This is a genomic window from Aminobacter sp. GW821-FHT11F06, from assembly GCF_058808215.1.
In genome coordinates, this window is sequence record NZ_JBXARL010000010.1 from 215,399 (window position 1) to 239,219 (window position 23,821).

The 23,821-nt window shown below is 61.2% G+C and carries 31 protein-coding genes; 20 read left to right on the forward strand and 11 right to left on the reverse strand.

Going from position 1 to position 23,821, the window contains the following annotated elements:
* Window positions 1-42: 42 nt before the first annotated feature.
* The 7 genes from AC1RTB_RS22820 to AC1RTB_RS22850 form a co-directional block, all read right to left on the reverse strand.
* Entirely contained in the window at window positions 43-1,008 is a 966-nt protein-coding gene (locus AC1RTB_RS22820) for an SDR family oxidoreductase (protein WP_492881139.1), read from the reverse strand.
* Between the two features lie 118 nt (window positions 1,009-1,126).
* The gene (radC, locus tag AC1RTB_RS22825) at window positions 1,127-1,879 is read right to left on the reverse strand and encodes a RadC family protein (RefSeq protein ID WP_492881140.1); all 753 of its coding nucleotides are present in this window, start codon (window positions 1,877-1,879) and stop codon (window positions 1,127-1,129) included.
* A 39-nt stretch (window positions 1,880-1,918) separates the two neighbouring features.
* The gene (gene map, locus AC1RTB_RS22830) at window positions 1,919-2,746 is read right to left on the reverse strand and encodes a type I methionyl aminopeptidase (protein ID WP_492881141.1); all 828 of its coding nucleotides are present in this window, start codon (window positions 2,744-2,746) and stop codon (window positions 1,919-1,921) included.
* 142 nt (window positions 2,747-2,888) lie between these two features.
* A complete protein-coding gene (locus AC1RTB_RS22835; protein WP_492881142.1) occupies window positions 2,889-3,590 on the reverse strand; it encodes an SH3 domain-containing protein in 702 nt (233 codons plus the stop codon).
* A gap of 73 nt (window positions 3,591-3,663) precedes the next feature.
* On the reverse strand, window positions 3,664-3,885 hold the full coding sequence (locus AC1RTB_RS22840) for an alkylphosphonate utilization protein (RefSeq protein WP_476786536.1): 222 nt from the start codon (window positions 3,883-3,885) through the stop codon (window positions 3,664-3,666).
* A gap of 97 nt (window positions 3,886-3,982) precedes the next feature.
* On the reverse strand, window positions 3,983-4,159 hold the full coding sequence (locus tag AC1RTB_RS22845; protein ID WP_492881143.1) for a hypothetical protein: 177 nt from the start codon (window positions 4,157-4,159) through the stop codon (window positions 3,983-3,985).
* A 56-nt stretch (window positions 4,160-4,215) separates the two neighbouring features.
* Window positions 4,216-4,968 carry an SDR family NAD(P)-dependent oxidoreductase gene (locus AC1RTB_RS22850; protein ID WP_492881144.1) on the reverse strand — a complete coding sequence of 251 codons (753 nt, stop codon included), beginning with the start codon at window positions 4,966-4,968 and terminating at the stop codon, window positions 4,216-4,218.
* A 256-nt stretch (window positions 4,969-5,224) separates the two neighbouring features.
* Here AC1RTB_RS22850 and AC1RTB_RS22855 point away from each other — a divergent pair, with 256 nt between their 5' ends.
* The 6 genes from AC1RTB_RS22855 to AC1RTB_RS22880 all read left to right on the forward strand — a co-directional run bounded on the left by AC1RTB_RS22855 (window position 5,225) and on the right by AC1RTB_RS22880 (window position 9,262).
* Window positions 5,225-5,812, forward strand: a complete 588-nt coding sequence (locus tag AC1RTB_RS22855; protein ID WP_492881145.1) for a L,D-transpeptidase — start codon at window positions 5,225-5,227, stop codon at window positions 5,810-5,812.
* A gap of 189 nt (window positions 5,813-6,001) precedes the next feature.
* On the forward strand, window positions 6,002-6,139 hold the full coding sequence (locus tag AC1RTB_RS22860; RefSeq protein ID WP_492881146.1) for an ABC transporter: 138 nt from the start codon (window positions 6,002-6,004) through the stop codon (window positions 6,137-6,139).
* 164 nt (window positions 6,140-6,303) lie between these two features.
* Window positions 6,304-6,960: a hypothetical protein gene (locus AC1RTB_RS22865; protein WP_492881147.1), complete on the forward strand. Its 657-nt coding sequence runs from the start codon at window positions 6,304-6,306 to the stop codon at window positions 6,958-6,960.
* Between the two features lie 70 nt (window positions 6,961-7,030).
* Window positions 7,031-7,618, forward strand: coding sequence for a protein-S-isoprenylcysteine O-methyltransferase (locus tag AC1RTB_RS22870; protein WP_492881181.1), 588 nt, complete (start codon window positions 7,031-7,033; stop codon window positions 7,616-7,618).
* A gap of 10 nt (window positions 7,619-7,628) precedes the next feature.
* On the forward strand, window positions 7,629-8,414 hold the full coding sequence (locus AC1RTB_RS22875; protein ID WP_492881148.1) for a hypothetical protein: 786 nt from the start codon (window positions 7,629-7,631) through the stop codon (window positions 8,412-8,414).
* Window positions 8,411-9,262 carry an SDR family NAD(P)-dependent oxidoreductase gene (locus tag AC1RTB_RS22880; RefSeq protein WP_492881149.1) on the forward strand — a complete coding sequence of 284 codons (852 nt, stop codon included), beginning with the start codon at window positions 8,411-8,413 and terminating at the stop codon, window positions 9,260-9,262. Before AC1RTB_RS22875 ends, AC1RTB_RS22880 begins: the two co-directional genes overlap by 4 nt.
* On the opposite strand, the gene AC1RTB_RS22885 is transcribed toward AC1RTB_RS22880, so the two are convergent.
* Complete coding sequence (locus tag AC1RTB_RS22885) at window positions 9,224-9,574, reverse strand: hypothetical protein (RefSeq protein ID WP_492881150.1); 351 nt, start codon at window positions 9,572-9,574, stop codon at window positions 9,224-9,226. The genes AC1RTB_RS22880 and AC1RTB_RS22885 overlap by 39 nt on opposite strands.
* Window positions 9,575-9,822: 248 nt before the next feature.
* Between AC1RTB_RS22885 and AC1RTB_RS22890 the strand changes: the two genes are divergently transcribed.
* The 14 genes from AC1RTB_RS22890 to AC1RTB_RS22955 all read left to right on the forward strand — a co-directional run bounded on the left by AC1RTB_RS22890 (window position 9,823) and on the right by AC1RTB_RS22955 (window position 22,726).
* The gene (locus tag AC1RTB_RS22890) at window positions 9,823-10,407 is read left to right on the forward strand and encodes a hypothetical protein (protein ID WP_492881151.1); all 585 of its coding nucleotides are present in this window, start codon (window positions 9,823-9,825) and stop codon (window positions 10,405-10,407) included.
* Between the two features lie 309 nt (window positions 10,408-10,716).
* Entirely contained in the window at window positions 10,717-11,976 is a 1,260-nt protein-coding gene (locus AC1RTB_RS22895; RefSeq protein ID WP_492881152.1) for a phage portal protein, read from the forward strand.
* Window positions 11,969-12,295, forward strand: coding sequence for a gene transfer agent family protein (locus tag AC1RTB_RS22900; RefSeq protein WP_492881153.1), 327 nt, complete (start codon window positions 11,969-11,971; stop codon window positions 12,293-12,295). The genes AC1RTB_RS22895 and AC1RTB_RS22900 overlap by 8 nt, the downstream gene beginning before the upstream one ends.
* Complete coding sequence (locus AC1RTB_RS22905; RefSeq protein WP_492881154.1) at window positions 12,285-12,845, forward strand: HK97 family phage prohead protease; 561 nt, start codon at window positions 12,285-12,287, stop codon at window positions 12,843-12,845. The genes AC1RTB_RS22900 and AC1RTB_RS22905 overlap by 11 nt, the downstream gene beginning before the upstream one ends.
* 50 nt (window positions 12,846-12,895) lie before the next feature.
* Window positions 12,896-14,023, forward strand: coding sequence for a phage major capsid protein (locus tag AC1RTB_RS22910; RefSeq protein ID WP_492881155.1), 1,128 nt, complete (start codon window positions 12,896-12,898; stop codon window positions 14,021-14,023).
* Between the two features lie 27 nt (window positions 14,024-14,050).
* Window positions 14,051-14,785: an Ig domain-containing protein gene (locus AC1RTB_RS22915; RefSeq protein WP_492881156.1), complete on the forward strand. Its 735-nt coding sequence runs from the start codon at window positions 14,051-14,053 to the stop codon at window positions 14,783-14,785.
* A gap of 3 nt (window positions 14,786-14,788) precedes the next feature.
* Window positions 14,789-15,367: a hypothetical protein gene (locus AC1RTB_RS22920; protein WP_492881157.1), complete on the forward strand. Its 579-nt coding sequence runs from the start codon at window positions 14,789-14,791 to the stop codon at window positions 15,365-15,367.
* A 356-nt stretch (window positions 15,368-15,723) separates the two neighbouring features.
* Window positions 15,724-16,254: a hypothetical protein gene (locus tag AC1RTB_RS22925; protein ID WP_492881158.1), complete on the forward strand. Its 531-nt coding sequence runs from the start codon at window positions 15,724-15,726 to the stop codon at window positions 16,252-16,254.
* Window positions 16,251-16,541, forward strand: coding sequence for a head-tail connector protein (locus tag AC1RTB_RS22930; protein ID WP_492881159.1), 291 nt, complete (start codon window positions 16,251-16,253; stop codon window positions 16,539-16,541). The genes AC1RTB_RS22925 and AC1RTB_RS22930 overlap by 4 nt, the downstream gene beginning before the upstream one ends.
* A 1-nt stretch (window position 16,542) precedes the next feature.
* Window positions 16,543-16,953 (forward strand): HK97-gp10 family putative phage morphogenesis protein, encoded by a 411-nt coding sequence (locus AC1RTB_RS22935; RefSeq protein ID WP_492881160.1) that lies wholly within the window; start codon window positions 16,543-16,545, stop codon window positions 16,951-16,953.
* Complete coding sequence (locus tag AC1RTB_RS22940) at window positions 16,950-17,360, forward strand: DUF3168 domain-containing protein (RefSeq protein ID WP_492881161.1); 411 nt, start codon at window positions 16,950-16,952, stop codon at window positions 17,358-17,360. The genes AC1RTB_RS22935 and AC1RTB_RS22940 overlap by 4 nt, the downstream gene beginning before the upstream one ends.
* Window positions 17,360-17,680: a phage head closure protein gene (locus AC1RTB_RS22945; protein WP_492881162.1), complete on the forward strand. Its 321-nt coding sequence runs from the start codon at window positions 17,360-17,362 to the stop codon at window positions 17,678-17,680. Before AC1RTB_RS22940 ends, AC1RTB_RS22945 begins: the two co-directional genes overlap by 1 nt.
* Window positions 17,681-17,683: 3 nt before the next feature.
* Window positions 17,684-19,336, forward strand: a complete 1,653-nt coding sequence (locus AC1RTB_RS22950; protein ID WP_492881163.1) for a terminase large subunit — start codon at window positions 17,684-17,686, stop codon at window positions 19,334-19,336.
* A gap of 30 nt (window positions 19,337-19,366) precedes the next feature.
* Window positions 19,367-22,726: a hypothetical protein gene (locus AC1RTB_RS22955; RefSeq protein ID WP_492881164.1), complete on the forward strand. Its 3,360-nt coding sequence runs from the start codon at window positions 19,367-19,369 to the stop codon at window positions 22,724-22,726.
* Here the strand turns inward: AC1RTB_RS22955 and AC1RTB_RS22960 are convergent.
* The 3 genes from AC1RTB_RS22960 to AC1RTB_RS22970 all read right to left on the reverse strand — a co-directional run bounded on the left by AC1RTB_RS22960 (window position 22,723) and on the right by AC1RTB_RS22970 (window position 23,740).
* Entirely contained in the window at window positions 22,723-23,031 is a 309-nt protein-coding gene (locus AC1RTB_RS22960; RefSeq protein WP_492881165.1) for a hypothetical protein, read from the reverse strand. The genes AC1RTB_RS22955 and AC1RTB_RS22960 overlap by 4 nt on opposite strands.
* Before the next feature lie 57 nt (window positions 23,032-23,088).
* Entirely contained in the window at window positions 23,089-23,475 is a 387-nt protein-coding gene (locus AC1RTB_RS22965) for a hypothetical protein (protein ID WP_492881166.1), read from the reverse strand.
* A gap of 79 nt (window positions 23,476-23,554) precedes the next feature.
* Complete coding sequence (locus AC1RTB_RS22970; RefSeq protein WP_492881167.1) at window positions 23,555-23,740, reverse strand: hypothetical protein; 186 nt, start codon at window positions 23,738-23,740, stop codon at window positions 23,555-23,557.
* Window positions 23,741-23,821: the final 81 nt, after the last annotated feature.

The following is a 23,821-nucleotide window of genomic DNA, read 5'->3' on the forward strand; positions in this document are numbered from 1 at the left end:
ATCCGGCGGCCTTTTTGATTCTGGATGGGGGTTGTCGTTTGCTCACTGTTTATGCGCTGTGACGCTCCAATCAGGGGCCTCGAAATGCTCACGAGCCCATTGCTCGAAGCTGAGAGGTCGGCGTCCGATCATTTCTTCGACGGTGGGCTTCTGCGCCAGGGTCCATTCGGTCAACTCCTTCAACCGAGAGGCGTATGCCTCCAGCGCAAAAAGTGTCACCTCGACCGCCCCGCTTGGCCAGCCGAGTTGACGCCAGGCTTCGCGGCCTTGATCGAGCGTGAGTTCTTCAGTCGCGATTCTGCTGCCCAAGGCTTTCTCAAAGGCCGCGACGCGTGATCGCGTGCTGATTGGAAGCCCAATGGCTTCAAGAATCTTTCCGGTGAAACCGTCCTTGAGCAAAGCGACGGCCGCAACGGCGGCAAGATCCGCTTCATGGATAAAAGGGTAGTAGCCGCGATCTATAAGAGGCTCGCGTATGACGCCCTCGCGGCGAATCGAACCTATCCAATCTGAGCCCGTCGCAGGGTAGGTCCCTTCAAGGGACGCGCCCATGACAGCCGATGGGCGGATGTGCGTCCATGGCATACCGCTACTCTCCACGGCCTTTTCGATGGCGAGCCAGAACCAGGTTTCGGGCGGAAACTCTTGTTCATACTCAGGCCCGTGCGATGAAAGAACGACGATCCGCTCGATGCCCGCCTCGGAAGCAAATTTGGTGACCTCTTTCACCGACCCTGGTTCGGCGCCGGCCAAAAAAACTCTCGCGATTCCGGCGAAAGCTTGAGCCGATTCCTGCGGTCTCGCAATTGACCCGCACATGATCTCGGTTCCCGGCGGCCAGCCTTCAAGTTGCCCGGGTTCGGCGAGGACACGAACGGATACGCCACTATCGAGCAACTGCCGGGCGAGATGACGACCGACAAGCCCCGTCGGACTGGATCCCTCTCTCTTTCGAGGGGCCACAGTGGTCAGCAGAAAGATGGGTTGAGTATTCCGTTTAGCGCGCATGCAAGACCCTCATCACCAGTGGCGGTAGAGATCTTGCGCCTGAGTGCAGATCAGGTTGCGGATCGATATATATTTGGCAGTTTGCATGGGCATCCAGCGAACTGCAAGTCTGAATTCACTAGATCAGCAGCAGGCCCTTCATGCTGGCGATGCCCTTCTTGCCGATGATGATGTGGTCGTGCACCGAAATGCCGAGCGGCTTGGCCGTGTCGATGATCGTCTTGGTCATGTCGATGTCGGCACGCGAAGGTGTCGGGTCGCCTGACGGATGGTTGTGCACAAGGATAACTGCCGTCGCCGACAGCTCCAGCGCCCGCTTGATGACTTCGCGCGGATAGACCGGCGTGTGGTCGACGGTACCGGTCTGCTGCACCTCGTCGGCGATCAGCACGTTCTTCTTGTCGAGGAACAGGATGCGGAAATGCTCGCGCGCCTCAAAGGCCATGGCGGCGCGGCAGTAATCGAGCAGCTGGGGCCAGGACGACAGCACCTCGCGACCGCTGATTTCGCCACGCGCCATGCGCCTGGCCGATGCCGCAATGATCTTGAGATCGAGCGCCACCGCCGGTCCGATGCCCTTGACCTCCTGAAGCAGGTTGGTGGGGGCGCCGAGCACTTCCGCCAGCGTCCCGAAGCGGGCGAGCAGGGCCTTGGCAACCGGCTTGGTGTCGGAGCGCGGGATCAGCCTGAACAGCAGCAGTTCGAGCAGCTCGTAGTCGGCGAGCGTGTCGCCGCCATTCGTCGAAAACCGCTCGCGCAGCCGGTCGCGATGGCCAAGATAATGGGGCTTTTCCGGCGCGGCTGCGCGCTTGATCGGCGGCAACGGAAGCTCGCCGAAGAAATCGCGCTCGTCGTGGTCGTTGTTCGCCACCGCTATCGCCCCCGCCGGAGTATTGCCGGCGAGGCGATATTATGCGGGCAAACCCGGCCGGTCGAGCCCCTTGGGGGAGAGCGTGAAGATCTCGCAACCTGTAGCGGTGACGCCGACCGTATGCTCGTATTGCGCCGACAAGGAGCGGTCGCGCGTGACCGCGGTCCAGCCGTCGGACAGCACCTTCACATGCGGGCGGCCGAGATTGATCATCGGCTCGATGGTGAAGATCATGCCTTCACGCATCTCCACGCCTTCGTTGACGGTGCCATAGTGCAGGATGTTCGGCGCGTCGTGGAACAAGGCACCCACGCCATGACCGCAGAAGTCGCGTACCACCGAGCAGCGCTCGGCTTCGGCATAGGTCTGGATGGCAGCGCCGATGGCGCCCGTGCGTGCGCCAGGGCGTACGGCCGCAATGCCACGCATCAGGCATTCATGGGTGACTTCAAGCAGGCGCTCGGCGGCACGCTTGATGTTGCCGACCGGGTACATACGGCTCGAATCACCGTGCCAGCCGTCGAGGATGTAGGTGACATCGATATTGACGATGTCGCCGTCCTTGAGCGGCTTGTTGTCGGGAATGCCGTGACAGACGACATGGTTGATCGAGGTGCAACTCGACTTGGTGTAGCCGCGGTAGTTGAGCGTGGCTGGCATTGCGCCATGATCCATGCCGAATTCGAAGACGAAGCGGTCGATGGATTCGGTGGTGACGCCGGGCGCCACGCGATCGACCAGCTCGTCGAGACACTGGGCGGTGAGTGCGCATGCCTTGCGCATGCCTTCGAAGGCCTCCGCACCATAAAGGCGGATCTGGCCGGTGTTCCTGAGGGGCGCCGTGGCGGCGTCGAGATAGCTGACCATGAGTTTCTGCCGGGTGCTTCTTAGCTGTGCGCAAGGATGTGCGAATGGTTGTTCCAGATTTGGCACCGGAAGCGTCCAGATTCAACCCGCAAAGGCCAAGCCGCAGCGATATGCGGCGTTTGGCCAGCAAAAACCGCCAATGTCAGCCTGGCGTGGCAGACTTCGCCGGTCGCGCAAGCGTCTGTTTGGGGCGAGGGGCAGCAGGATCGGCCGGCCGCAGCATGTCGCCATGCACCCAGCCCTTGCGGCCGGAAGCCGAAACGAGCGTCCATTTGCCGTCGCGGGCAAATACGCGCACGCTTTCGCCCTGCTTCAGGCTGGAGGTGACTGGAGCGGAAACGTTCGGACGCTGGCGCAGATAGACTGATGTGCTTGTGTAGAGCACGTTGAGCGCGGCCGCGCTGCCGTTGTCGGGCTTTTCTGTCGTTTCCTTGGCCATCGGCTTTGGGCGCGGCAAAGGCGTGGGTGGGCGCGTGATCGAGGCTGTTGCGATATCTTCGGGCGGCTTGCGCGGCGTACTGTCCATCTTGGGGTGCGTTGCCATCGCAACCTTCTGAGGCGCGATATCGGCTTTCGGTTTGGAAATTGCGGCCAGCTTGTTGGGTTCAATGTCGACCTTGGGCCGCGCCACCTCCGCCTGCGGGCGTGGCGCGACATTGGCCTTCGGCCGCGCGACTGTCGCTTCCGTACGCGGCGCGGTCTCAGCCTTCGGCCGGCTCGCTGTCCGGGCGGGACGATCAGCAAGCCGTGTCTTGCTCGGCAGCTCCTGCGTCATGGCCCAGCCGCCCGCCGCAAGCGCGCCGAGCACCAGCCATCTCAATTTTGGAAGGGCGAATCCAGACATGCCTTGAGTCTGGACTTCAGAGTTTAAAACCGGGTTGACGGCGATGTCTCGGCGCCGGCTCGGCGGAGGTGGCTCACGCCTTTTTCAGGAACTCGGTCTTCAGCACCAGGCCCTTGACCTGCTTGGTGTTGCATTCGACCTCACCGGGGTTGCCCGTCAGGCGGATGTTCTTGACCAGCGTGCCGCGCTTGATGGTCTCGGAGGTTCCCTTGACCTTCAGATCCTTGATTAGCGTCACCGAGTCGCCTTCGTTGAGCTGGGCGCCGTTGCTGTCCTTGACGATGATGTCCGACATGGTTGTTCCTTTCTATTGCCGCGTCGATGATCGCCGCTCAGTAGGTTCTCAAGGGCGCGACGTAAAGGGAGCAGCCTGAAATGAGGGGCAGCGCCCGTCAGGGCTTTGGCGCCGCTGCATCATCCGGGGCGCAAGGCGGCTGGCCTTTGAAGTCCCGCGCCATACAGCCGTATTTGTCGAATGTCTGGCCGGTTTCTCGCGCTGCTTTGGCCATTCCGCAGGCCGACACGGCCAGGCAGGCGAGAAGAGCAACGGTGATTTTGATCGTCTGCATGGGGTCACATTTGGTTTGGCACGTAAGTCACGTCGCCATTTTCAGGATTTCGTCGCCTAATGCGCGGTGTAGGCACCGTCCACCAGATGGTAGCTTCCGGTGATGAAGCTTGCTTGATCCGACAAGAGGAAGCACACAAGCGCAGACACCTCTTCCGGTTTCCCGCGTCTGCCCATGGGTTGCAGAGCCAACATGCGCCGGGATTCTCCTTCAAACTGCTCGGAAAGAAGCGGGGTGTCGATCCAGCCCGGGCCGACGGCATTTATGCGGATGCCCATTCGCGCATATTCCATCGCGGCGACCTTGGTCAGCCCGACCACCCCGTGCTTGGCGGCTGTGTATGCGGCCGCAGTCGGCAGTCCGACCGAACCGAGCACCGAAGACATGTTGACGATCGCGCCTCCGCCCCGCTGCTGCATGGCCGCGATCTCGTACTTCATGCAGTAGAAGACGCCGTTCAGGTTGACGTTCATCGTTTCATGCCAGCTGTCGAGCGGATAGTCGGCGGTCGCCTTGCGCACGCCACCGATGCCGGCATTGTTGACGGCGAGATCCAGGCCACCACACGTCTTGAGGGTGAACTGGATCAACTCGTCCACGGCGGCCGCGTCGGCAACATCGAACACAAAATCGTGTGCCTTGCCGCCCGCCGCGCGAATCTCGGCGGCGATATTGCGGGCGGATTCGGCGTCAATATCGGCAACAACCACCTCTGCTGCTTCGCTGCCGAGCTGTCTGGAGACAGCGGCGCCGATGCCCGAACCGCCGCCGGTTACGATCGCTATTTTCCCTTCGAAGCCAGGGTTCATCGTCACCGTCCTCACTAATGTACTGCCAACAGAGAGCAGTTGCGGGCCGCCCTCGCAAGTCCTCGCCGGCAATCAGTTGGGCGCCAGGCGCGGCCGATCTCCGCGATGATCGAAGCATGCCACGCCACCTCTCAAACCCCCTTCGGAAGGGGCATGTGTGTCGAAATCAAGTCAGTATGCCGTATCTGGACAGACAAATTCTGGTAGCTAAGATGATGCTGATGTTTGGGGATCGGTCTTTTTTGAGCAGGTCAACATGAACAACAGCGAAATCACCCGACGCGGGTTCGTATTGGGTAGCCTGGCATTGCTGGCTTCCGGATGCACATCGATACCAGGCGTGCCCATGATGGCGGCCTATGAGGGGCACCCTCCCGTGGATGCCCGCTTCAGACGCCAGCGTGTGAAATATGACGGCAGCGAGCCTGCCGGTACGATCGTCGTCAACACGTCGGAACGTTTCCTCTATGCCGTCGAAGGCGACGGTTGGGCGACGCGCTACGGTGTCGGCGTCGGCGAACAGGGGCGAACGGTCAAGGGTAAGGCGACCATCGGCCGGAAAGCGGACTGGCCTGCCTGGACACCCACAACGAGCATGATGGAGCGCAAACCGCGACTCGTCCAATATGCCGGCGGGGTTCCTGGCGGCCCCAACAACCCGCTCGGCGCGCGCGCGCTTTATCTCTATCGCGGAGGCAAGGACACGATGTTCCGCCTGCACGGTACAAACGAGCCCTGGACGATCGGCACCGAAGTATCGAGTGGCTGCGTTCGACTAACAAATGACGACATCATAGATCTCTATGAACGTACCCCAGTGGGTACGACGGTGCTGGTGATCTGATGCTGGCGCGGCAAACGCATCGCGCAATCTCCGTGTGCCGGCTAGCAAATTTACGCCACGTAAACTGCTTCGACTGTGTCCTTGTTGCACTAGGCCGTGGTGCAATTGACCGCTAGCTTATGATGGTCCACAATTGATTTGTGGGGCTTTGTCTAGATACCGATTCCACCTTAGGGGGAAGGATTGCTAATGAGCAAATTTCTAGTCGCAGTAGTCGCCGTGTTCGCCGTGGTCAGTCTGACTGGCTGCGGAACCATCGGCAAAGGTAAGGGGAAGGCCCCGCCGCCCGCCGCCGTCGAGACGGCACCGGCTCCAATCTACAAGTAAGATTGGCCTGTTGATTGTGGGAGGGCCGCAATCGGCCCTCCCACCACCTTCTTCAATTTGGGCTAGGGCACTTTGACCCTAGCTGTCGCTGTCCGGACACTGGTCATGGATATGTCCTGCCTTGTGGTCTTGGCTCATCCCAGGTCAAAAGCGGAGCTGTGGAAATGGCGCTTCTAGGCAGCCGTTTGCTTATTGTTGCCTTGATGGCGCTTACGACAGCGGCATGCCAGGACAGCAGTCCCCAACCACGTTTCATTTCGAATTCGGATGGCGCCGGCAAGCCGGTGGTGGCGCCAGATTCATCTGCGCGCGAGGTCAAGTCGACAAGCGCGTCTCAAAGCAGCGGCTACTTCATCGAGTTCCGCTCACGCTATGCGCTGAGTTATGGCCACACCTATGTCGTCTTCGGGCGCTCGACCAAGAATGGGGAAATGATCAATCCACAGGTCGCGGGTTTGCATCCAGCATCGACAAGTGAAGTTCCTTATGTCCTGGGGCATTTCGTGCCGGTGAAATCCGAGACGGGCTGGAGCGATGGCGACCTGGAAGAACAGTACCGGTCGGCCAGTTGGCGTGTCATGCTGAGCGAAGCCGAGTACAATCAAATCGTTGCGAATATTCGCAAGCTGCAGGCGACTTCGCCTGTCTGGCAAGCGGCACTCTACAACTGCAACGCTTTTGTCGCCGACATAGCGCGCTCGATGGGCTACAAGACCCCCGCCATCCAACTTCGGCCACAGCAGTTTGTAACCAAGCTTCGCGAGATGAATGCCGGCCGAAGGATTGCAGTTAAAACGCCCACGGTCACATCGGCTGGCTGAGTTCGGAAAAGTCGATGAGCTGCGGGGTTGCTTGCGAACCCTTTCAAGGCCTTAGGAACGTAGATTGAGCATTTCGATAGCGTCAGTAGGCCAGACCGCGTGGGTTCTAGGTATCGTTGGGTGGTACGTCATCCGCTATCCTTTCGAGCGTCGCGCCAAGCGGGTCAGGGTCGTAAGCGACCGCCGTTCGCGTTCCGACGCCATCGGGCTTGCGTGCGCGCTCTTTGGTCTCGCGATCTTCCCGGCGTTTTATGTCGCTACCGGAATTCCTGAAGCCGCCGACTATCCAGCCAGCGCGTGGGCTGTCGTTGTCGGAATCGTGCTGTTTGCCGCAGCACTGTGGGTTTTCCATCGATCCCACAAGGAACTCGGGCGGAACTGGTCGATCACATTGGAGATCCGCCAGCAGCATGAGCTGGTTTCCGGCGGGCCCTATGCCTTCATACGTCACCCCATGTACACGTCCTTCCTGCTGATGGGCCTTGGTCAGACCTTCTTGCTGTCGAACTGGGTTGTTGGGCTGGCTGGGCTGGTTGGATTCGCAACCCTTTTTTTCCTTCGAGTGGACAAGGAAGAGCGTATGATGGAGGAAATCTTCGGCCCGCAATATCGGGTCTATATGGAGAGGACGAAGCGCATTATCCCCTATCTGTATTAGAGGTGGCACGATGAGAGGCCGGGCCTTCAAGCTTTCGGCGGCGCGACGTCTTGTCTGCGATCTGATGCGGTTTTCGATTGGGATTCCGCGTGTCACGGTGCAGCGGCGGATGAACCTCGGACCGTTGCAAGCCGCCAGGATGGCGCAGCAGAGCAGGTCATCCTGGACTGTGCTTTTCCTCAAGGGGTATGCGCTGCTGGCGCGAGAGATGCCCGATCTGCGGCGCGCTTACATCAAGCTGCCCTGGCCGCGGCTCTATGAGTTCCCGGTGAGCGTGGCCTCCGTTGCCCATGAGCGCGAGCACGATGGTGAACGCGTCGTCTTGCTGAGCACGATCAGGTGTCCGGAGGGCCGCTCGATCGCCGAACTGGAATCATCCTTCCACGCTGCGCGGTCGCTGCCTGTCTTGGAAATCAAGGATTTCCGGCGCGCGCTCAAGATGGCGCGGGCGCCTGGGCCCATCAGATGGCTGCTGATGTGGCTGGGGCTGAATATCGGGCGGCAGCGTGCGCGTTATTTCGGAACCTTCCAGCTTTCGGTCTATTCCGGCCTTGGTGCCGAGTCGCTCAATCCGCTGACGCCTTTGACCACGCTGCTCAATTACGGTCCGATTGGCGAGGACGGATCGGTGGATGTGCGCATCCACTACGATCACCGGGTCATGGACGGGGCCAATGTCGCGCGCGCGCTCGTGAGGTTCGAGGAAATACTGAACGGTGCGGTGGCCAGTGAGGTGCGAAATATTGCTCAAATCGAAGCTGAGCCCGGCGCGGCGGCTTCAGGTGCCGGTACATGAAGCCAAATGAACAGTTTCGACCGGCGGTCGTGGTCATCGGCGCGTCTCGTGGGATCGGCAGGGCCATTGCCAAGGTCGCGGCTCGAGAGCGTACTGTTGTCGTGCTGGTTGCGCGTTCGGCTGAAGGATTGGCTGCTGCAGCGACCGACGTGCGCGAAGCGGGCGGCGAGGCGTTCACGTTTGAGCTGGATCTAGTGGCCGGTGACGCGTCAGAGCGGCTGGCGGACTTTCTGTCGACGCAAGGTCTCGTCTGCGATGTCCTGGTCAACAGTGCCGGCTACGGCTTGCGCGGTTCGGCGATTGCACTGCCCATGGATGACCAGCTTGGAATCATCGATCTCAACATACGCGCCCTCAGTGACATGACGCTCCGGTTCCTGCCGGAAATGGTGGCGCGAGGGCGTGGCGGGGTGCTCAACCTCGGTTCTGTGGCCAGTTTCACGCCTGGCCCCTACATGGCCTTGTATTATGCCAGCAAGGGCTTTGTGCGCACCTTTTCGGAGGCGCTTCATCAAGAAGTGCGCAAGACCGGGGTGACGGTTACTTGCGTGGCTCCTGGACCGGTATCGACGGAGTTCCTTGAGCGGTCAGGCGCAAGTCAGACGGCTCTGTTCAAGATCTTGCCCAAGCTGGAATCGGAGGACGTTGCCGAGCGCGCCTGGCGAGGATTCAGGTCCGGCCGTCGCCTTGTGGTGCCGGGATTCTCGGCCAAGCTTGCCGCGGTGACAGCAGCACTCCTGCCTTCGGCTGCGCTGTTGCCGCTGATCGGTTATCTGCAGCGCAACGGCAACGATCCGTGTCCCTGCGGTTCAGGCAAGAAATTCAAGAAATGCTGCGGGGCGCGCTGATTCCAGATCGCACCGGCTGCGGGCGAGCATCCGCCTGATTGGAATCACAAGGCGCGCAAAGACGTAGCCGGCCTGTTTTTCTTCGATCCGCGGCTTTGCGATTCGCGCAGTGGATGGGAGTGGCCAACGGCGCCGATTCCAGCTCAGCGAGATTGGTGGCGCTTTGCCAGCATTCAGCCAGCCTATATGCGCAAAGACTTCCAGACTGCCATCGGCTGCCGATGACAGTTCATCGAAGTGTTGATTATATGCTTGAAAAACCTGGTACGCCCAAGGGCTGTACCATTTTCCCGCATTTTCAATGCCTTGCATCTGCTAACCCGCAAAAACCCCGGCATTGAAAAGAAAAGCGAATTTCCTGCGTCTGCTAACCGCTTTCACCTCAGCCAAAAAGAAAATCCCCCGGGGGTGCCCACCACCGGGGGATTTCGCCACACAGGCAAGCAAGGAGAACGAAGCATTGTCGATGAAACGTCCACGCTGGAGGGCGTTCCTTGCAATCGACAATCTACCATCGTTCCCCGGCTCCACAATTCAGACATTCCGAAGTGGACCGCAGAATGACCCATGACCTGAACAGCAAGAAGGCGAAAGCCCAGATCAAGGCCGCACTCGCCAAGGAAGAGGCGGCGAAGGCACTTCAGGACGACAGCCCCCTGAAGACGCGGGAAGACCTGAAAGGCTTCTGGCGACAGTACCCGAAGGCCCGCGACCTATTCGGGCAAATCATGGTGACTTGGCGAGGCTCCACCGCTCGCCGCCCCGGCGTTCCCGGATGCTGGGCCGCTTATCCGTATCCATGGTGGAGCGAGAAGACCGGGCTTCCCGTTGCGACGTTGAAGCGACAACTGAACCTGCTTGAGAGTTACGGGCTTATTGAACGGCAGCGAGGCCAGCACGGCGGAACGCGCCCGCTAGCATACATTCGGCCCACGGCCCTTGCTTTGGAACTGTCAGATGGCCGTCCCGGCGACAGGTATCACCTTGGCCTGAAGGAAGGGGGCGAGGCAGAAAAGCCGGTGAAGCCCGCCGCGAAATCGATTGCCCAGACGCCGCCCCCAGCAAAAACGGAAGAAGACAGCCCGCAATCACTGGCGGAATTGATGGCGATCCTAGGAGACGGAAAGGCAGGAAGTTTGAGCTAGTCGGTGAGCTAATGGATGAGCTAATGCATGAGCTAATGCATACACAGATACTTTGATTATTCACTACGTTCATTATCATCGTATCTATCCGGCTTCGCTATCCATCATCCATCGCGTGCGCGAGACTTCCCGTTTCCGGGAAGATGCCGGGGATACTCGCTTCGCTCGTCTCTCCCCCGGAATGGAACCCACCCCCATAGCCCCCTCCCACGCCCCGGTTGCGCCCGTGGGCCACAGCCACCCGGTCTTGTAGACCCCTCCGCAAATGTGAGTAGATTGGCTGTCACGTTCAATTTCGAGACGTGACACATGTGGCCTTTCCAACGATCCCGGCAGACGACAGACGCGGCGGAAGTGCAATTAATTGCACAGACCGACGCGGAACAGCGTTCGCTTGCGAACCCCGAACCTTGGCTGCTTGAACTCTTCGGCGTTGCCCCGTCTCAAGCGGGCGTCTCTGTCAGCCCGTCCAACGCCATGCGTTCCCCCGCCGTCCGCGCCGCCGTGGAGGCGATCAGCGAAGCCATCGGGGGCTTGCCGCTGTTCATCTACCAGCGCGACGGCGAAGCCCGCGCACGCGCCCCGGAACACCCGGCCTATGCCCTGCTTCACGATCAGGCGAACGAATGGACGCCCGCGAGCAGCTTCCGGGAACAGATCACGCGGGACGCCCTGCTTTGGGGCAACGGCTATGCCTTCATCAACCGACACCGCGACGGCAAGCCCGTCGAATTGATCCGGCTTCAGCCGTCCGCCGTCACCGTCGAACTGGACAGGATCACCAACGAACCAACCTATCGCGTCTCCGAAGGCACCCGCCAGCGTGTCTATGACCGCCGCGAAATCCTGCACATTGCCGCCCCCAGCATCGACGGCGTGAGCGGGGCCAGCCCCGTCATACAGTGCCGGGAGGCCATCGCCGTCAACATGGCGATTGAGAAGCACGTTGCCCGCCTCTTCGCCAATCAGGCCCGCCCGTCCGGTATTCTGTCATTCGCCCGCAGCCTCACCGCCGAAGCCGCCGCGAAGATGAAAGCAAGCTGGCAGGCGATGACCTCCAGCGGCGGGACGGCTGTCCTGGATGCCGACGCCAAGTATGAGCAGATCACGCTTTCCAGCGCCGACGCGCAGACCCTCGAACTCTGGCAGCACTCTGTTCTCGAAATCTGCCGAGCCTTCAGGGTGCCACCTCACCTTGTCTTTGAACTGGGGAGAGCGACGTGGGGCAACGCCGGGGAAATGGGCGCGACCTTCCTTCGCTTCACCCTCGACCGCTGGATTAAGGCTTGGCAGGGCGAAGTTCGGTTGAAGCTGATCGACCCGGAAGACCGCCCCACCTTCTATGCCGAGTTCCTGACAGACGACCTCTTGCGCAGCGATCTTGCCGCCCGTGCGGAAGCCTACACGAAGTTGATCGCCGCCCGTGTCCTGAACCCGAATGAAGCCCGCGCCCGCGAAAACCTTGCCCCCTATGCCGGCGGCAACGAGTTCGCCAATCCGCATATCACCACGACGACCACGACCACGGGGCCAACGGCCAACGGCAAGGGGAGCAAGTCCAATGGCTGAAGCTCCCGCCTTCCGCACCTTCTTCGGGGACGCCGACCGCGATTTCCGCCTGTCCCCGGACCTTGTACTTGAGCTTGAGCGCATCACCGGGGCGGGCATCGGCGGACTGTCCCGCCGCTTCTTCGCTGGCGACTTCCGCCATCCCGAGCTTTTGGCCGTGATCCGGTTGGGGCTGATCGGCGGGGGCGAGACCCCGCAAACCGCCGCTGATCTTGTCGCGGTCTACGCCGCCCCGCGCCCAGTCGTGGAGGTTTTCCCCGTCGCCGTGGGCACCCTCGAAATGCTCATGTTCGGAAAGGTCACGACCGATGAAGAATGACCGCGTGCAATTAATTGCACTCGAAACCCGCCAAGCCCGCAACGGCGACACGCTTGATTTCGAGACCCGTTTCACCACGCCGACCGACACGGGGGAGATTGAGGGCGTGGCCGTCCGCTTCAACACCGTGGACACCTACCGCACCGAGTTCGCACCCGATGCCTTTCGGGGGCTTGAGGGCCGCACTGTTCCGATGCTCTGGGCGCACGATCCGGCCAACGTCATCGGTTCATGGTCTTCCTTTCAAGTCCGCGCCGATGGCCTTACCGCCAAGGGCAAGCTGAACCTTGCCGTCGCGAAGGCGCTTGAAGTCCGCTCCCTCTTGCAGGCAGGCGACATCAAAGGGCTGTCCATCGGCTTCCGCACAGTGAAGGACGAACGGCGCGCAAACGGCGTCCGCTGCATCGTGGAAGCCCGCCTTCACGAAATCAGCATCGTGGCGTTCCCCAGCGTCCCCGGCAGCGGGATCACGTCCGTTCGCGCCGATACCCCTGGCCTGTCCGCCTTCCTCTCTTCCGTCCGCGCCGCCTCCACCATCCTGAAAGGTTGACCCCTATGAACGCGCCTATCCCCCATGATCTCGAAACCCGTTCGGCACCGGTGGAAATCCGCAGCGCCCCGGACAACACCGACCCGCTGGCAGCAGCTACCGAAGCCGTCAACGAACTTCGCACGGCGGCAACAGCATTCGAGACGCGGCAGGCAGACGCCCTTCGCGCCGCCGAAGCCCGCATCGCCCAGCTTGAAACGCGCCTGAACCGTCCCGGCACTCAACACGAACAGCAGAACGAACCCGCCGCCGAAGTGCGGGCATTCAATGCCTTCGTCCGCACGGGCGTTGAACGCATGCAGGCAGAAGAAGTCCGCGCCCTTACGGTTTCAACCGACACGGCGGGCGGCTATCTCGCCCCGGAACAGTTCGTTGCCGAGCTTGACCGCAATCTGGTCCTCTTCTCTCCGATCCGCAGCGTTGCCCGTGTCGCTCCGGCATCGGCGGGCGAAATCCTGCTTCCCAAGCGCACCGGCACCATGACCGCAAGCTGGGGCGGCGAAACGACCCCGGCCACCGCCACCCAGCCCGCCTATGGTCAGCAGAAAATCAACGTCTACGAACTCAAGTGCTACGTAGATGTGAGCAATACGCTTCTCGAAGACGCCGCGTTCAACCTCGAAGCTGAACTTGCCTTCGACTTCGCGGAAGAGTTCGGGCGGGCCGAAGGTGCAGCCTTCATCAACGGCGACGGCACCGGCAAGCCGAACGGCCTTCTGAACACGGCAGGTATCGGCACGCTGGAGACCAACGGCGAAGACCTCAAGGCCGACCACCTCATTGACGTGTTCCACGACCTTCCCGGTGCATACGCTTCCCGCGCCGTCTGGGGCATGAACCGTTCCATGATCGGGGAAGTCCGCAAGCTGAAAAACTCGGCTAGCGATTACCTCTGGCAGGACGCGCTGACAGCTGGCAATCCGCCCACCATTCTGGGCCGTCCCGTCGTGGAGCTTCCCGACATGCCGGATTACCCTGCGACAGGTGCGGACGCTCTTCCAATCGTCTTCGGGGACTTCAACAGCGCCTTCCGCATCTTCGACCGCGTGAACCTATCCGTCCTTCGCGATCCCTACAGCCAGCAGGTGAACGGCCTTGTCCGCTTCCATGCTCGCCGTCGTGTCGGCGGTGGCGTCACGAAGGCCGAAGCCCTCCGGCTTCTCAAGATCGAAAAATAACCGTCCCTGCCGAAAGGAACCATATCAATGGCAATCCATACCAATGCGAAGAGCCGCCTTTTCATCGGCGCGGCGAACAACACGATTTCCACGCTCGCACAGTACGAGGCGGAAACGTGGCTGGAAATCAAGGAAGTCGAAGACATCGGTGAGTTCGGCGTCGAAGGCTCCGAACAGACTTTCATTTCGCTGGCGGATGGCTATGTCCGCAAGCTCAAAGGCTCGCTCAACTCCGGCGCTCTTGAGGTTGTCGTGGGCCGTGATCCCAGCGACGAAGGCCAGAACCGCGCTCGTGCCGCCGCTGGCGACTGGTTCAAGTATGCCTTCAAGGTGGAACTGAACGACAAGCCGACGCCGACCGGCGAAAATACGGTCTATTACTTCCGCGCCCCGGTCATGTCCGCGAAGTCGAACTACGGCAACGCCGACAACATCGTGCGCACCACCTTCGCCCTGTCCATCGACGGCGAAATTCTGGAAATCCCGGCAGCGCCTTCCGTCACCATGTCCCCGGCACCGGGCGCACTCACGGGCGGCACCAGCGGCACCGCCTACACCGCGACGGTCACGGCATCGGGCGGCACCGGCACCGTGTCCTATGCGGTCACGGCGGGCACTCTCCCGGCTGGCCTGACCCTGAATGCCGCGACCGGCGAAATCTCCGGCACCCCGTCCGCAGGGGGCACGTCGAATTTCACGATCACCGCGACCTATACCGGCGCGGGCACCGTGTCCGCCGCCTACACTTTGACCGTGGCGTAAGCCATGGCGAAGCTGGCAGACGGCATCACTGTCAGCATCGGGGGCGAGGCCATAGAGCTTCGCCCCTCTCTTCGCTTTGCCATCCGCCTTGAGCGCCGCCCCGGTTCCTTTGCCGGTCTTCTCCGGGAGATCATGGACGGCCGCTTGACGGCAGCGTGCGAGATTATCCGCGAGCACGCCGACATCCCCATGCTGGAAACGCGCATCCTCGACAATGGGCTTGAGACCTTCCGCGAACCCCTTGTCCGGTATGTGCTCGCCCTCACGGGCATGGACGAACCCGAAGCCGCCAACGACAACGGCAAGGCCAAGGGCAAATCCCAGCCATTCAGCGAATACCTTTCCGGGCTCTACAAGATCGGCACCGGCTGGCTGGGCTGGACGCCCCAAGACACGCTGGACGCCACGCCCGCCGAAATCATGCTCGCCCACGATGGCCGCATGTCCATGTTGCGGGCGATCTTTGGCGGTACCGACGACAAGACCGACAAGCCGCAATCCGACATCAGCCTGGACGACAAGTTCAGGGGCGTCTTCGGCGGTTTCGGCACCAAGATCGTCAGGCGGGAAAAGGGGGCATGACCGATGCCCTATGCCGCACCGTCTATCCGCGCATGTGGTTGCGTCGTCGCTCCCGGCGACCGCTGCCCGCACATGATCCAGCGGGATCGTGAGCGCAAAGCTCGCCACGACGCCCAGCGACCGACCGCACGAGAACGCGGATATGACAGCAAGTGGAGCAAGGAGCGTGCGGCTTACCTGAAGGCGCACCCGCGATGCGCACGATGCGGCGCACAGGCCACCATCGTTCACCACACCACCCCGCACAAGGGCGACCGCAAGCTGTTCTGGGACCGCAAGAATTGGTCCCCGGCCTGTCAGCCCTGCCACGACGGACCACTGCAATCGCAGGAAAAGCGCAAGGAGGCACAGCGATCATGGACAAGGTGAAGTATCACTTCGCGGGCAGCTATCGCACTATCGCAGGCATTGCCCGCCTGACCGGCGTATCGGAAAACACCATTCGCGGACGCTTGAAGCGCGGCTTGTCCATCACCGATGCCGTCTATGATGGACATCTTCAGCGGCGCCCCAAGCCCGAACCCGATCCCATCCGTTCCGTCGATGGCAAGCGGTTCTATACGTTCAACGGCAAGAGCCAATCTCTTCCGAAGTGGGCCAAGCAACTCGGCATCAATGAATGCACCTTGCGGGACCGCATCCATCAACACGGTTGGTCGATAGAGCGAGCATTCACCACGCCGACGATGCCGAGCCCGAAGCATCGCCGTCTTCGCAAGCGCAATGCCGAGACCATCCGCCGAATGCTGGACGGCATCCATGCCCCAGCGCCCGACAGCACGCCCAGCATCGCCACCGATACCGGGGGGTATGTCGAGACTTTCACCGAACCCACGGGGACCGGCGCGGGGAGGCACGAAACTCATTTTGAAGGGACATCGGCATGACCGTCATCACCGTTGCCGACGCAAAAGCGCATCTCAACATCACCACCGACGCCGACGACGCGCTGATTGCCGCCAAGATCGACGCCGCCGAAGCATGGATTGGCCGCTGGCTGGCAACTCCCCTTGCCGACATGGCCGAAGTCCCCGGCGACCTGAAAGAGGCCGTGCGGCTGCTTGTCGGACACCTCTATGAGAACCGGGAAGCAACCCTTGTCGGCATCACCGCTGAAGAAGTGCCCTTCGGCATCTGGTCAATCATCGATCAGCACCGGGAATGGAGCTTCTGACATGGCGAAAAATCCCAGCCTCGACAGGTTCAACAAGCGCATGAAGGCCATCCCGAAAGCGGTTCGCACCGCCGTTGCCCCCGAGATCGTGAAGGCAGCAACCGGCATGGCCGTGTCCATGCGCCTTCATACTCCCGTGGACACCGGGGCATTGCGTGACAGCATTCGCGTAACCGGGCCGGGAGAGACCACGCCAGCCCATAGCCAGCCGGGGGGCGCACGTGTCGCGCATGAGCTTCAGGCCATCGTGACGGCGGGCGACAGCGACGTGCGCTATGCGCATCTCGTGGAATACGGAACAACCGAGACCACCGCCCAGCCGTATTTCTGGCCCGTGGTCCGATCCTCCCGCAAGCGTGTCCGCAGCCGCATCACGCGTGCCATCCGCAAGGCCGTGAAGGAGGCGAAATGACCGAACCCAGCCTTGCCCTTCAGGCCGCTATCCGCGCCCGTCTCGTGGCAGCGTCCGCCCTCACTTCGCTTGTCCCGGCAACGTCCATTCTGGACCGTAACAGCCGCCCGGAAACCTTCCCGTGCATCCTGATAGGCGAAGGCCAGACGGTCCCCGACGAAGGGCTTGCCCGTCGCCGTCATCACGTCTTCGCGGACCTGCACATTTGGCAAAAGGAACCCGGTCTTGCCGTCTCGAAGCAGATTGCCGGGACGATCCGCGATGCCCTTGCCGATACCTTTTGGAACGTCACCGGCCTGCACGTGGCGGACCTTCACATTGCCTCTTCCCGGTTCATCCGCGATCCGGGCGGGCTGCATTCGCATGGGATCATGACGCTTCAGGCGTCCGTCGTGGAGGTGGCGTGATGCGTGCTGGGAAGCTCGACAAGACTATCACCATTCAGCGGTTCACCTCGACCGTGGATGATTACGGCACCCCTGTTGAGACGTGGGCGGACCTTGCCACAGTACGCGCCCAGATCATTCAGGCCACCACGGAAGAGTTCATGAAGGGCTGGGGCGCGTCCACCGAAGCCGCGACCGTCTTTCGTATCCGTCACATGGACGGCATCACGCCCGCCGACCGCATGACCTATCAGGGCCGCGCCTACGACCTGAAGGAGATCAAGGAGCTTGGACGCCAGGAGGGGCTGGACCTTCGATGCGTGGCGACGGGGGCCGATTGATCCATGCCCATCGTCATCCGCAAAAAGCCGAAGAACCCTTTCCCGGAGATCGAAGACACCTTCGGCCATGGGCAGCGGGCCGTTGATTATATCCGCAGCTTGCGGCACCCGCTTTCCACCTTGCCGGGGAACGCCTTCCCGCTCGATCCATGGGCGGAAAAGATCATCCGGCAGATTTACGGCCCACGCCACCCGGACGGCTCCCGCATCGTCAAGACCGCCATGCTTCTGGTCCCGCGTGGCAATCGCAAGACCACGCTCACGGGGGCCATCACGCTCTTGCACGCGAAGGGGCCGGAACGTCGCCCCGGTGCGCAGCTTGTGTCCGTCGCCGTGGACAAGAAACAGGCCAAGGGCGTCTTCAAGGAAGTCGCGGGCATGATCGACGGCGATTATGCCAATGCGCCCAACATCGGCAACAGCGCCAAGACCATCGACACAGCACGCGGCGCGAAGATCAGGGACTATGTGTCCAAGATCATGTTTCCGGGCGGGATCGAATACGAAGCCCTTGCCAGCGATGCCGGGACGGCACAGGGCCGCACGCCCAGCCTGATTATCGCGGACGAAATCCATGCGTGGCTGAAACGTGACCCCCGCGAGCTATGGGGGGCCATGCGTGCCGGTGCGGCGAAGGTGGCAAACTCCCTGACCGTCATCACCACCACAGCGGGCGCGGGGCAGGAAAATCTTGCCTTCGACGTGATCGATTATGCCCGCAAGGTTGCCCGTGGTGAAATCCACGACCCGGCAACCCTGCCGATCTTGTTCGAGACGCCCCGCGATGCCGATTGGCGCGATGAAGCCGTTTGGCACGCCGCCAATCCGGGATTGAAACACGGCTATCCCGATCTTGAGGGGCTTCGCCAGATGGCGCGGGAAGCCGAGCACAAGCCCGCCGAACGGTCCATTTTCCAGCGATACCACCTCAACATCTGGCAGGATCACAGCCATGCGCCTTTCGTGGACATGGCCGATTATGACCAGGGCGCGGAACCCTTCGACCTGTCCGACCTCGAAGGCGAACCGTGCTGGCTTGGCGTGGACCTTTCCAGCAATTCCGACCTCACCGTGATCGTGGCTGCATGGCGTGACGGCGACGGCGGTTACATCGTCCACCCGTGGTTTTTCTGCCCCGGCGACAACCTGCACAAGCGGGCATCGGAAAGCGGGATGCCTTATCCGGCATGGGCCGAAGACGGTCTTATCACGCCGACCCCCGGCAATGTCGTGGACTACGATTTCGTAGAAGATCGCATCCTAGATTTGTGCGAGCGTTTTGGCGTTCGCGAGATCGCGCTTGACCGCTGGAACGCCCGTAGGACGATCAACAAGCTACTGGACATCGGATTGCCCGCCATAGAGTTCGGGCAGGGCTTCGCGTCCATGGCACCGGCAACGAAAGAGCTTGAACGCGCCATCCTCGCCGGGAAGTTCCAGCACGGCGGGCATCGCATTCTTCGCTGGCACTTCGACAACATCGTTGTCGAGACCGACCCAGCCGGGAACGTCAAGTTCAGCAAGGGCAAGAGCAAATTCAAGATCGACGGGGCCGTTGCTTCCGCGATGGCCGTTGCCCGTGCCGCAGCCGGGGAAGGTTCCGCCCCGTCCATCTTCGATGACCCGAACGTGACCGCCACCGATTTGGTTTGGTGATTGCAATTAATTGCACAAGGAGGCCCGCGCATGGCCGGTGAAGACAGACTTGTTTATGACATCGAAGGCCGCGTTACCCAGCTTGAAAAAGCCATGGCCCGCGCCCGGAAGATCGCCAATGAGGGCATGGGCGATATGGAGCGGCGGGGCAAGCGCTCTGCCGACGCGCTAGACAAGCACTTCGCCGGGGCCACGTCCCGCATCGGCACCAGCCTGAAAGGCATCGGCGCAGCATTCGCCGGGGGGTTGATCGGCGGCATGTCGGTTGCCGGTCTTCAGCAGATCGCCGGGGCCGTCCGCGACGTAGCGAACAGCGTTGCCATGATCGGCAGTCAAGCCAAGATGGCCGGTCTTTCAACCAAGGCGTTTCAGGAACTGTCCTACGTTGCCGAGCAAAACCGCATCAGCGTGGACGCCCTTGCCGATGGCATGAAGGAGCTTCAGCTTCGCGCCGACGAGTTCATTGTAACCGGGGGCGGCGGCGGGGCCGATGCCTTCAAGCGTCTCGGATACGGTGCCGACGAACTGAAGACCAAGCTGAAAGACCCGTCCGCCCTTCTGGTGGACATCGTTGCCCGTATGGAGCAACTGGACCGGGCGGCGCAAATCCGCGTGTCCGATGAGCTATTCGGCGGCACCGCTGGCGAACGGTTCGTGGAGCTTCTGGACCGGGGCGCATCCGGCATCCGCAACATGATCGAGGAGGCCAACGAATTCGGCCTGATCCTTGACGAGGGCATGGTTGCCAAGGCCGATGAGATAGACCGGAAGTTCAACCTGATCAGCAAGACCATCGGCACCCGGTTCAAGGGGGCCATCGTCTCCATGACCGGAGACCTTCTCGACTTCATGGACCGCATGCGGGATTTCGAGGAACAGCAATCCACCACCTTGAACGCACAGCTTGCCGACCTTGGCATGAAGCGGTTGGAAAACGAGAACGAAATCCTTCGCCTTCGGGGGGAGAAGGAAGACAGCATCGGCATCTTTGGCCCGGTCTTCGACCGCTCGATTGAGAAGCTGGAAAAGGCCAATGAGGAAATCAGCGCCACCGAGAAACGTATCCTTGACGTGCTCGACGCCCGCAGCAAGGACGTGGGCGATAGCGCGGCGGAAGCCGTTCCCGACATCACGAAGCTGAACGACACCATTGCCAATACCCAGACCGCCACCGACACGGCGGCGAAGGGCATGAAGTCCTATGCCGACGCCATCCGGGCGCTGAAGGGGGAAATCCCGGAACTTGCCGAAGAAGTGGCGAAGCTCGATGCCAGGGCGAAAATTGACAAGGCATACCGCACGGCCTTGCAGAACGCCCGTAGCATCGGTGAGGCTAATCAGGCGTATGCCCTTCGCCAGCAAGCTCTTGCCGCTATTGGCAGGGAGAAGCCCGCCAAGCCGCCCAAGGTCACGGATACGTCGGATGAGGCGAAGGAGAAGGCCCGCCAGCAGATCGAAACCTATTCCGCCATCGTCGCGGACGCACAAGAGTTCATTACGGTCCAGCAGCAGGAAGCGCAGGCATTCGGCATGAGCGCCGATGCAGCCGTCGCATACCGCTATGAAATGGACATGCTCAATCAGGCGAAGCGCGACGGCATCGACCTGACCGACAAGCAGCGGCAAGAAATCCGGCAGTATGCGCAGGGCATGGCCCATGCCGAGAAGACCACCCGCCAGCTTGCGCAATCGCAGGATGACGCCGCCGAACTTAGCCGGTTCTTCGGGGAAAGCGCGGTTGATGCCCTGACTGGCATCGCTACTGGCACCACCACGGCGCTGGACGCTCTTCGCCAGCTTCTCGCCCAGCTTGTGCGCATGGCGTTTCAGGCGGCGTTTCTGGGCGAGGGACCGCTTGCCGGTTCCCTGAAGGGCACGGGCGGTCTCTTCGGCAGCATCGGCAGGGCCGTGTCCCCGTCGTCAGACGCGGCTGCGTCGTCGCCGGTCACGATCACCCCCGCCGTGTCCGCCACCCCGATTAGCACGGAACAGACCTATGCGGCTCCCCTTGGCACCGTGGAGCGTGCCCCCCTCCCGCCTGTCTCGACCCCGGACCTTGGCTCGCGTGGCCCGCTGGGGATCGATGGCGCGAAGCTTGCGAAGACGGTTCAGCCCGCCATGCAGGACGCGGCAACGAACTTCGCCAAGACGATCAGCCTAACCCCGCAGGAAATCACCGACCTGAAGAAAACCCTCATGACGGAATGGGTGACTTCGCAGGGCGATGCGCAGGGCAAAGGGATCATAGACACCATCCTGAACCGTCGTGCTTCCGGCAAGTGGGGCGATAGCGTCACCGACGTTGTGAATGCCCGTAAGCAGTTCTCCGACGTGAACGGTCCCCCGGCATGGAAGCATGGCCGCAGGTCCGTTGATGACCTGTCCGTCAACGATCCCCGCTATGCGCGTGCATCGCGCCTTGTGGACGAATACCTTCCCCAGCGGGCGGCAGGCACGCCGTCCATCGTGGGCGACCACCTGAACTATGCGAACCGTGCGGCATCGACCCCGAACAACTTCGGCTGGATTGACGCGCTCGACGGGCCGAAGCTGGGGGCGCACCGCCACGGCACGACCGCAGACCTTCAGCGGTTCCGCCCCGGCGAATACGGGATCAACCTTCCGGGGCAGTCCGACACGATGCTTGCGGGGACACCCGACCCCATGACCACGGGCAGCATCGCCCAGCAGCAACAGCAAATCGTTGAACAGCAGATCGAAGCCCAGCGCCGCCTTCAGCAGCAAATGCAGCAGGCCAGCCAATCCATGACGGCCATGCAGCCCCCGCTTCAGGGCATCGGACAGGCCGCAACGCAGGCCGTCCCCAGCATCGGCAGCATGACGCAGGGCGTCACCGGGCTGATTGGTCCTTTGACGCAAGCCGTGCCGGGGCTGGGGCAGTTCGGCGGGGCGGTTCAGCAATTGCTTCAGCAGCTATTGTCCGCCCCGATGGGCGGGGGCGTGGGCTTGCTTGGCGGGCTGCTAGGCTTTGCAGGAGGCGGGGAAGTGTCCGGGCCGGGAACCTCGACTAGTGACAGCATCCCCGCCATGTTGAGCGACGGGGAATTTGTCGTTAACGCCCGTGCCACCCGGAAGCACCGCGCCGTGCTTGAGGCCATCAACAGCGGTAAAGCTCCCGCCTTCGCGGCGGGGGGCTTCGCCAGCCGCAACGCCTTTTCCTCTTCCTCGACCTATGCGCCGTCGCTGGCGATCAACATGGGCGGCTCTTCCGGTAATCCCCGGCAGGACGCCCGGTTCGCCCAGCAAGTCGCAACCGCCGTGGATGCTGCCCTGAAGAGCAATGCCCCGGACGGCTTCCGCTATTCTGAAAGCCAGAGGCTCGCCAAGCTGGCGGGAGACCTTCGCGGGGCAGGGAGCCGGAACAGTTAGGGGCGTATAGTAAGCTCTTCTAGAACTTTGCGGGTCATCAATACCATTTCGGCAACCATTTCATCGGTCTTTTGGCGCACGACTTCCTGAACCTCAAAATCGTCGGAAACCCTCTCCGGCATTTTCTCAAGATTTTCTGAGATAGTTCGTGTAACCATGTCCATGGCGTCTTCCAAATATTCTGGCCGGACATATTTCTTGAAATGGGAGGGCTTTCGCGGCTCTTCACCACGGAACGTGGCGGCCACCATCTCCGCGATGAAAGCCATAGTTTCTTCCCGCGACATTACATCACTATCAGTCATATCTATCCCCTAGCGCCCAATCCGGCATGTACTTCGAAGTGCAATTAATTGCGCAAATCACTCTTTAGATGCGTAGTTGCGATTGCGTTCACGCTCATGAGTATCGCGATAGCTCATTTGCGTTCTGGCTTCAGGAATCCCGTCCAGGCGCGACAGATTAGGCTCAATCAACAGGGCGCTAATGTTGAAACGAGGATAGGTGCCGATGATGTCGGGATGCATGTATGCGGCAACTTCGACATCAGATTGTGACACATAGCGACCGGCCCATTGTTCGATAAGATGCTTAATGGCGCGGGATTTCTGGGAGAGACCCTTGGTTTTCTTCTGAGCGTCCAGCCATTCAAAGGCGATCCGGATGCAATCGTCGTGTTCATGAAGCGGGTCTTTGGAAGCGTAAGGCGTGATCTTTTTGGCTTCGGCAATTTCTTCGGCTGTAAGCATAAATCTGTCCCGTAAACATCGTTGGGCGCTGCATGTAGGAGTTGCAACGCCACGGAACAAGATCAGGACACCGGCGCCCTCACGTATTGCGCTTCAAAGCCTCAATGTGATCATTCCATGCCGCTTGTCTTGCCAAGGCTCGCACGCACTTACTCATGAGCGCCTTTCGAGTTTCCGCGTCCATTTGCTTGTACTGGATTTCGATGGTCAGGGGCGCTCTGCCGTCTATGACCACGGTTTCCGGCTTGCCGTCTTCAAGCGTCAAGTAATCCCCTCATTTTCTTCCGCCGTTACCATTTTCAGCTTTTTCTTGATGGCGACGATCTCGTTTGCCAACACTTCTATG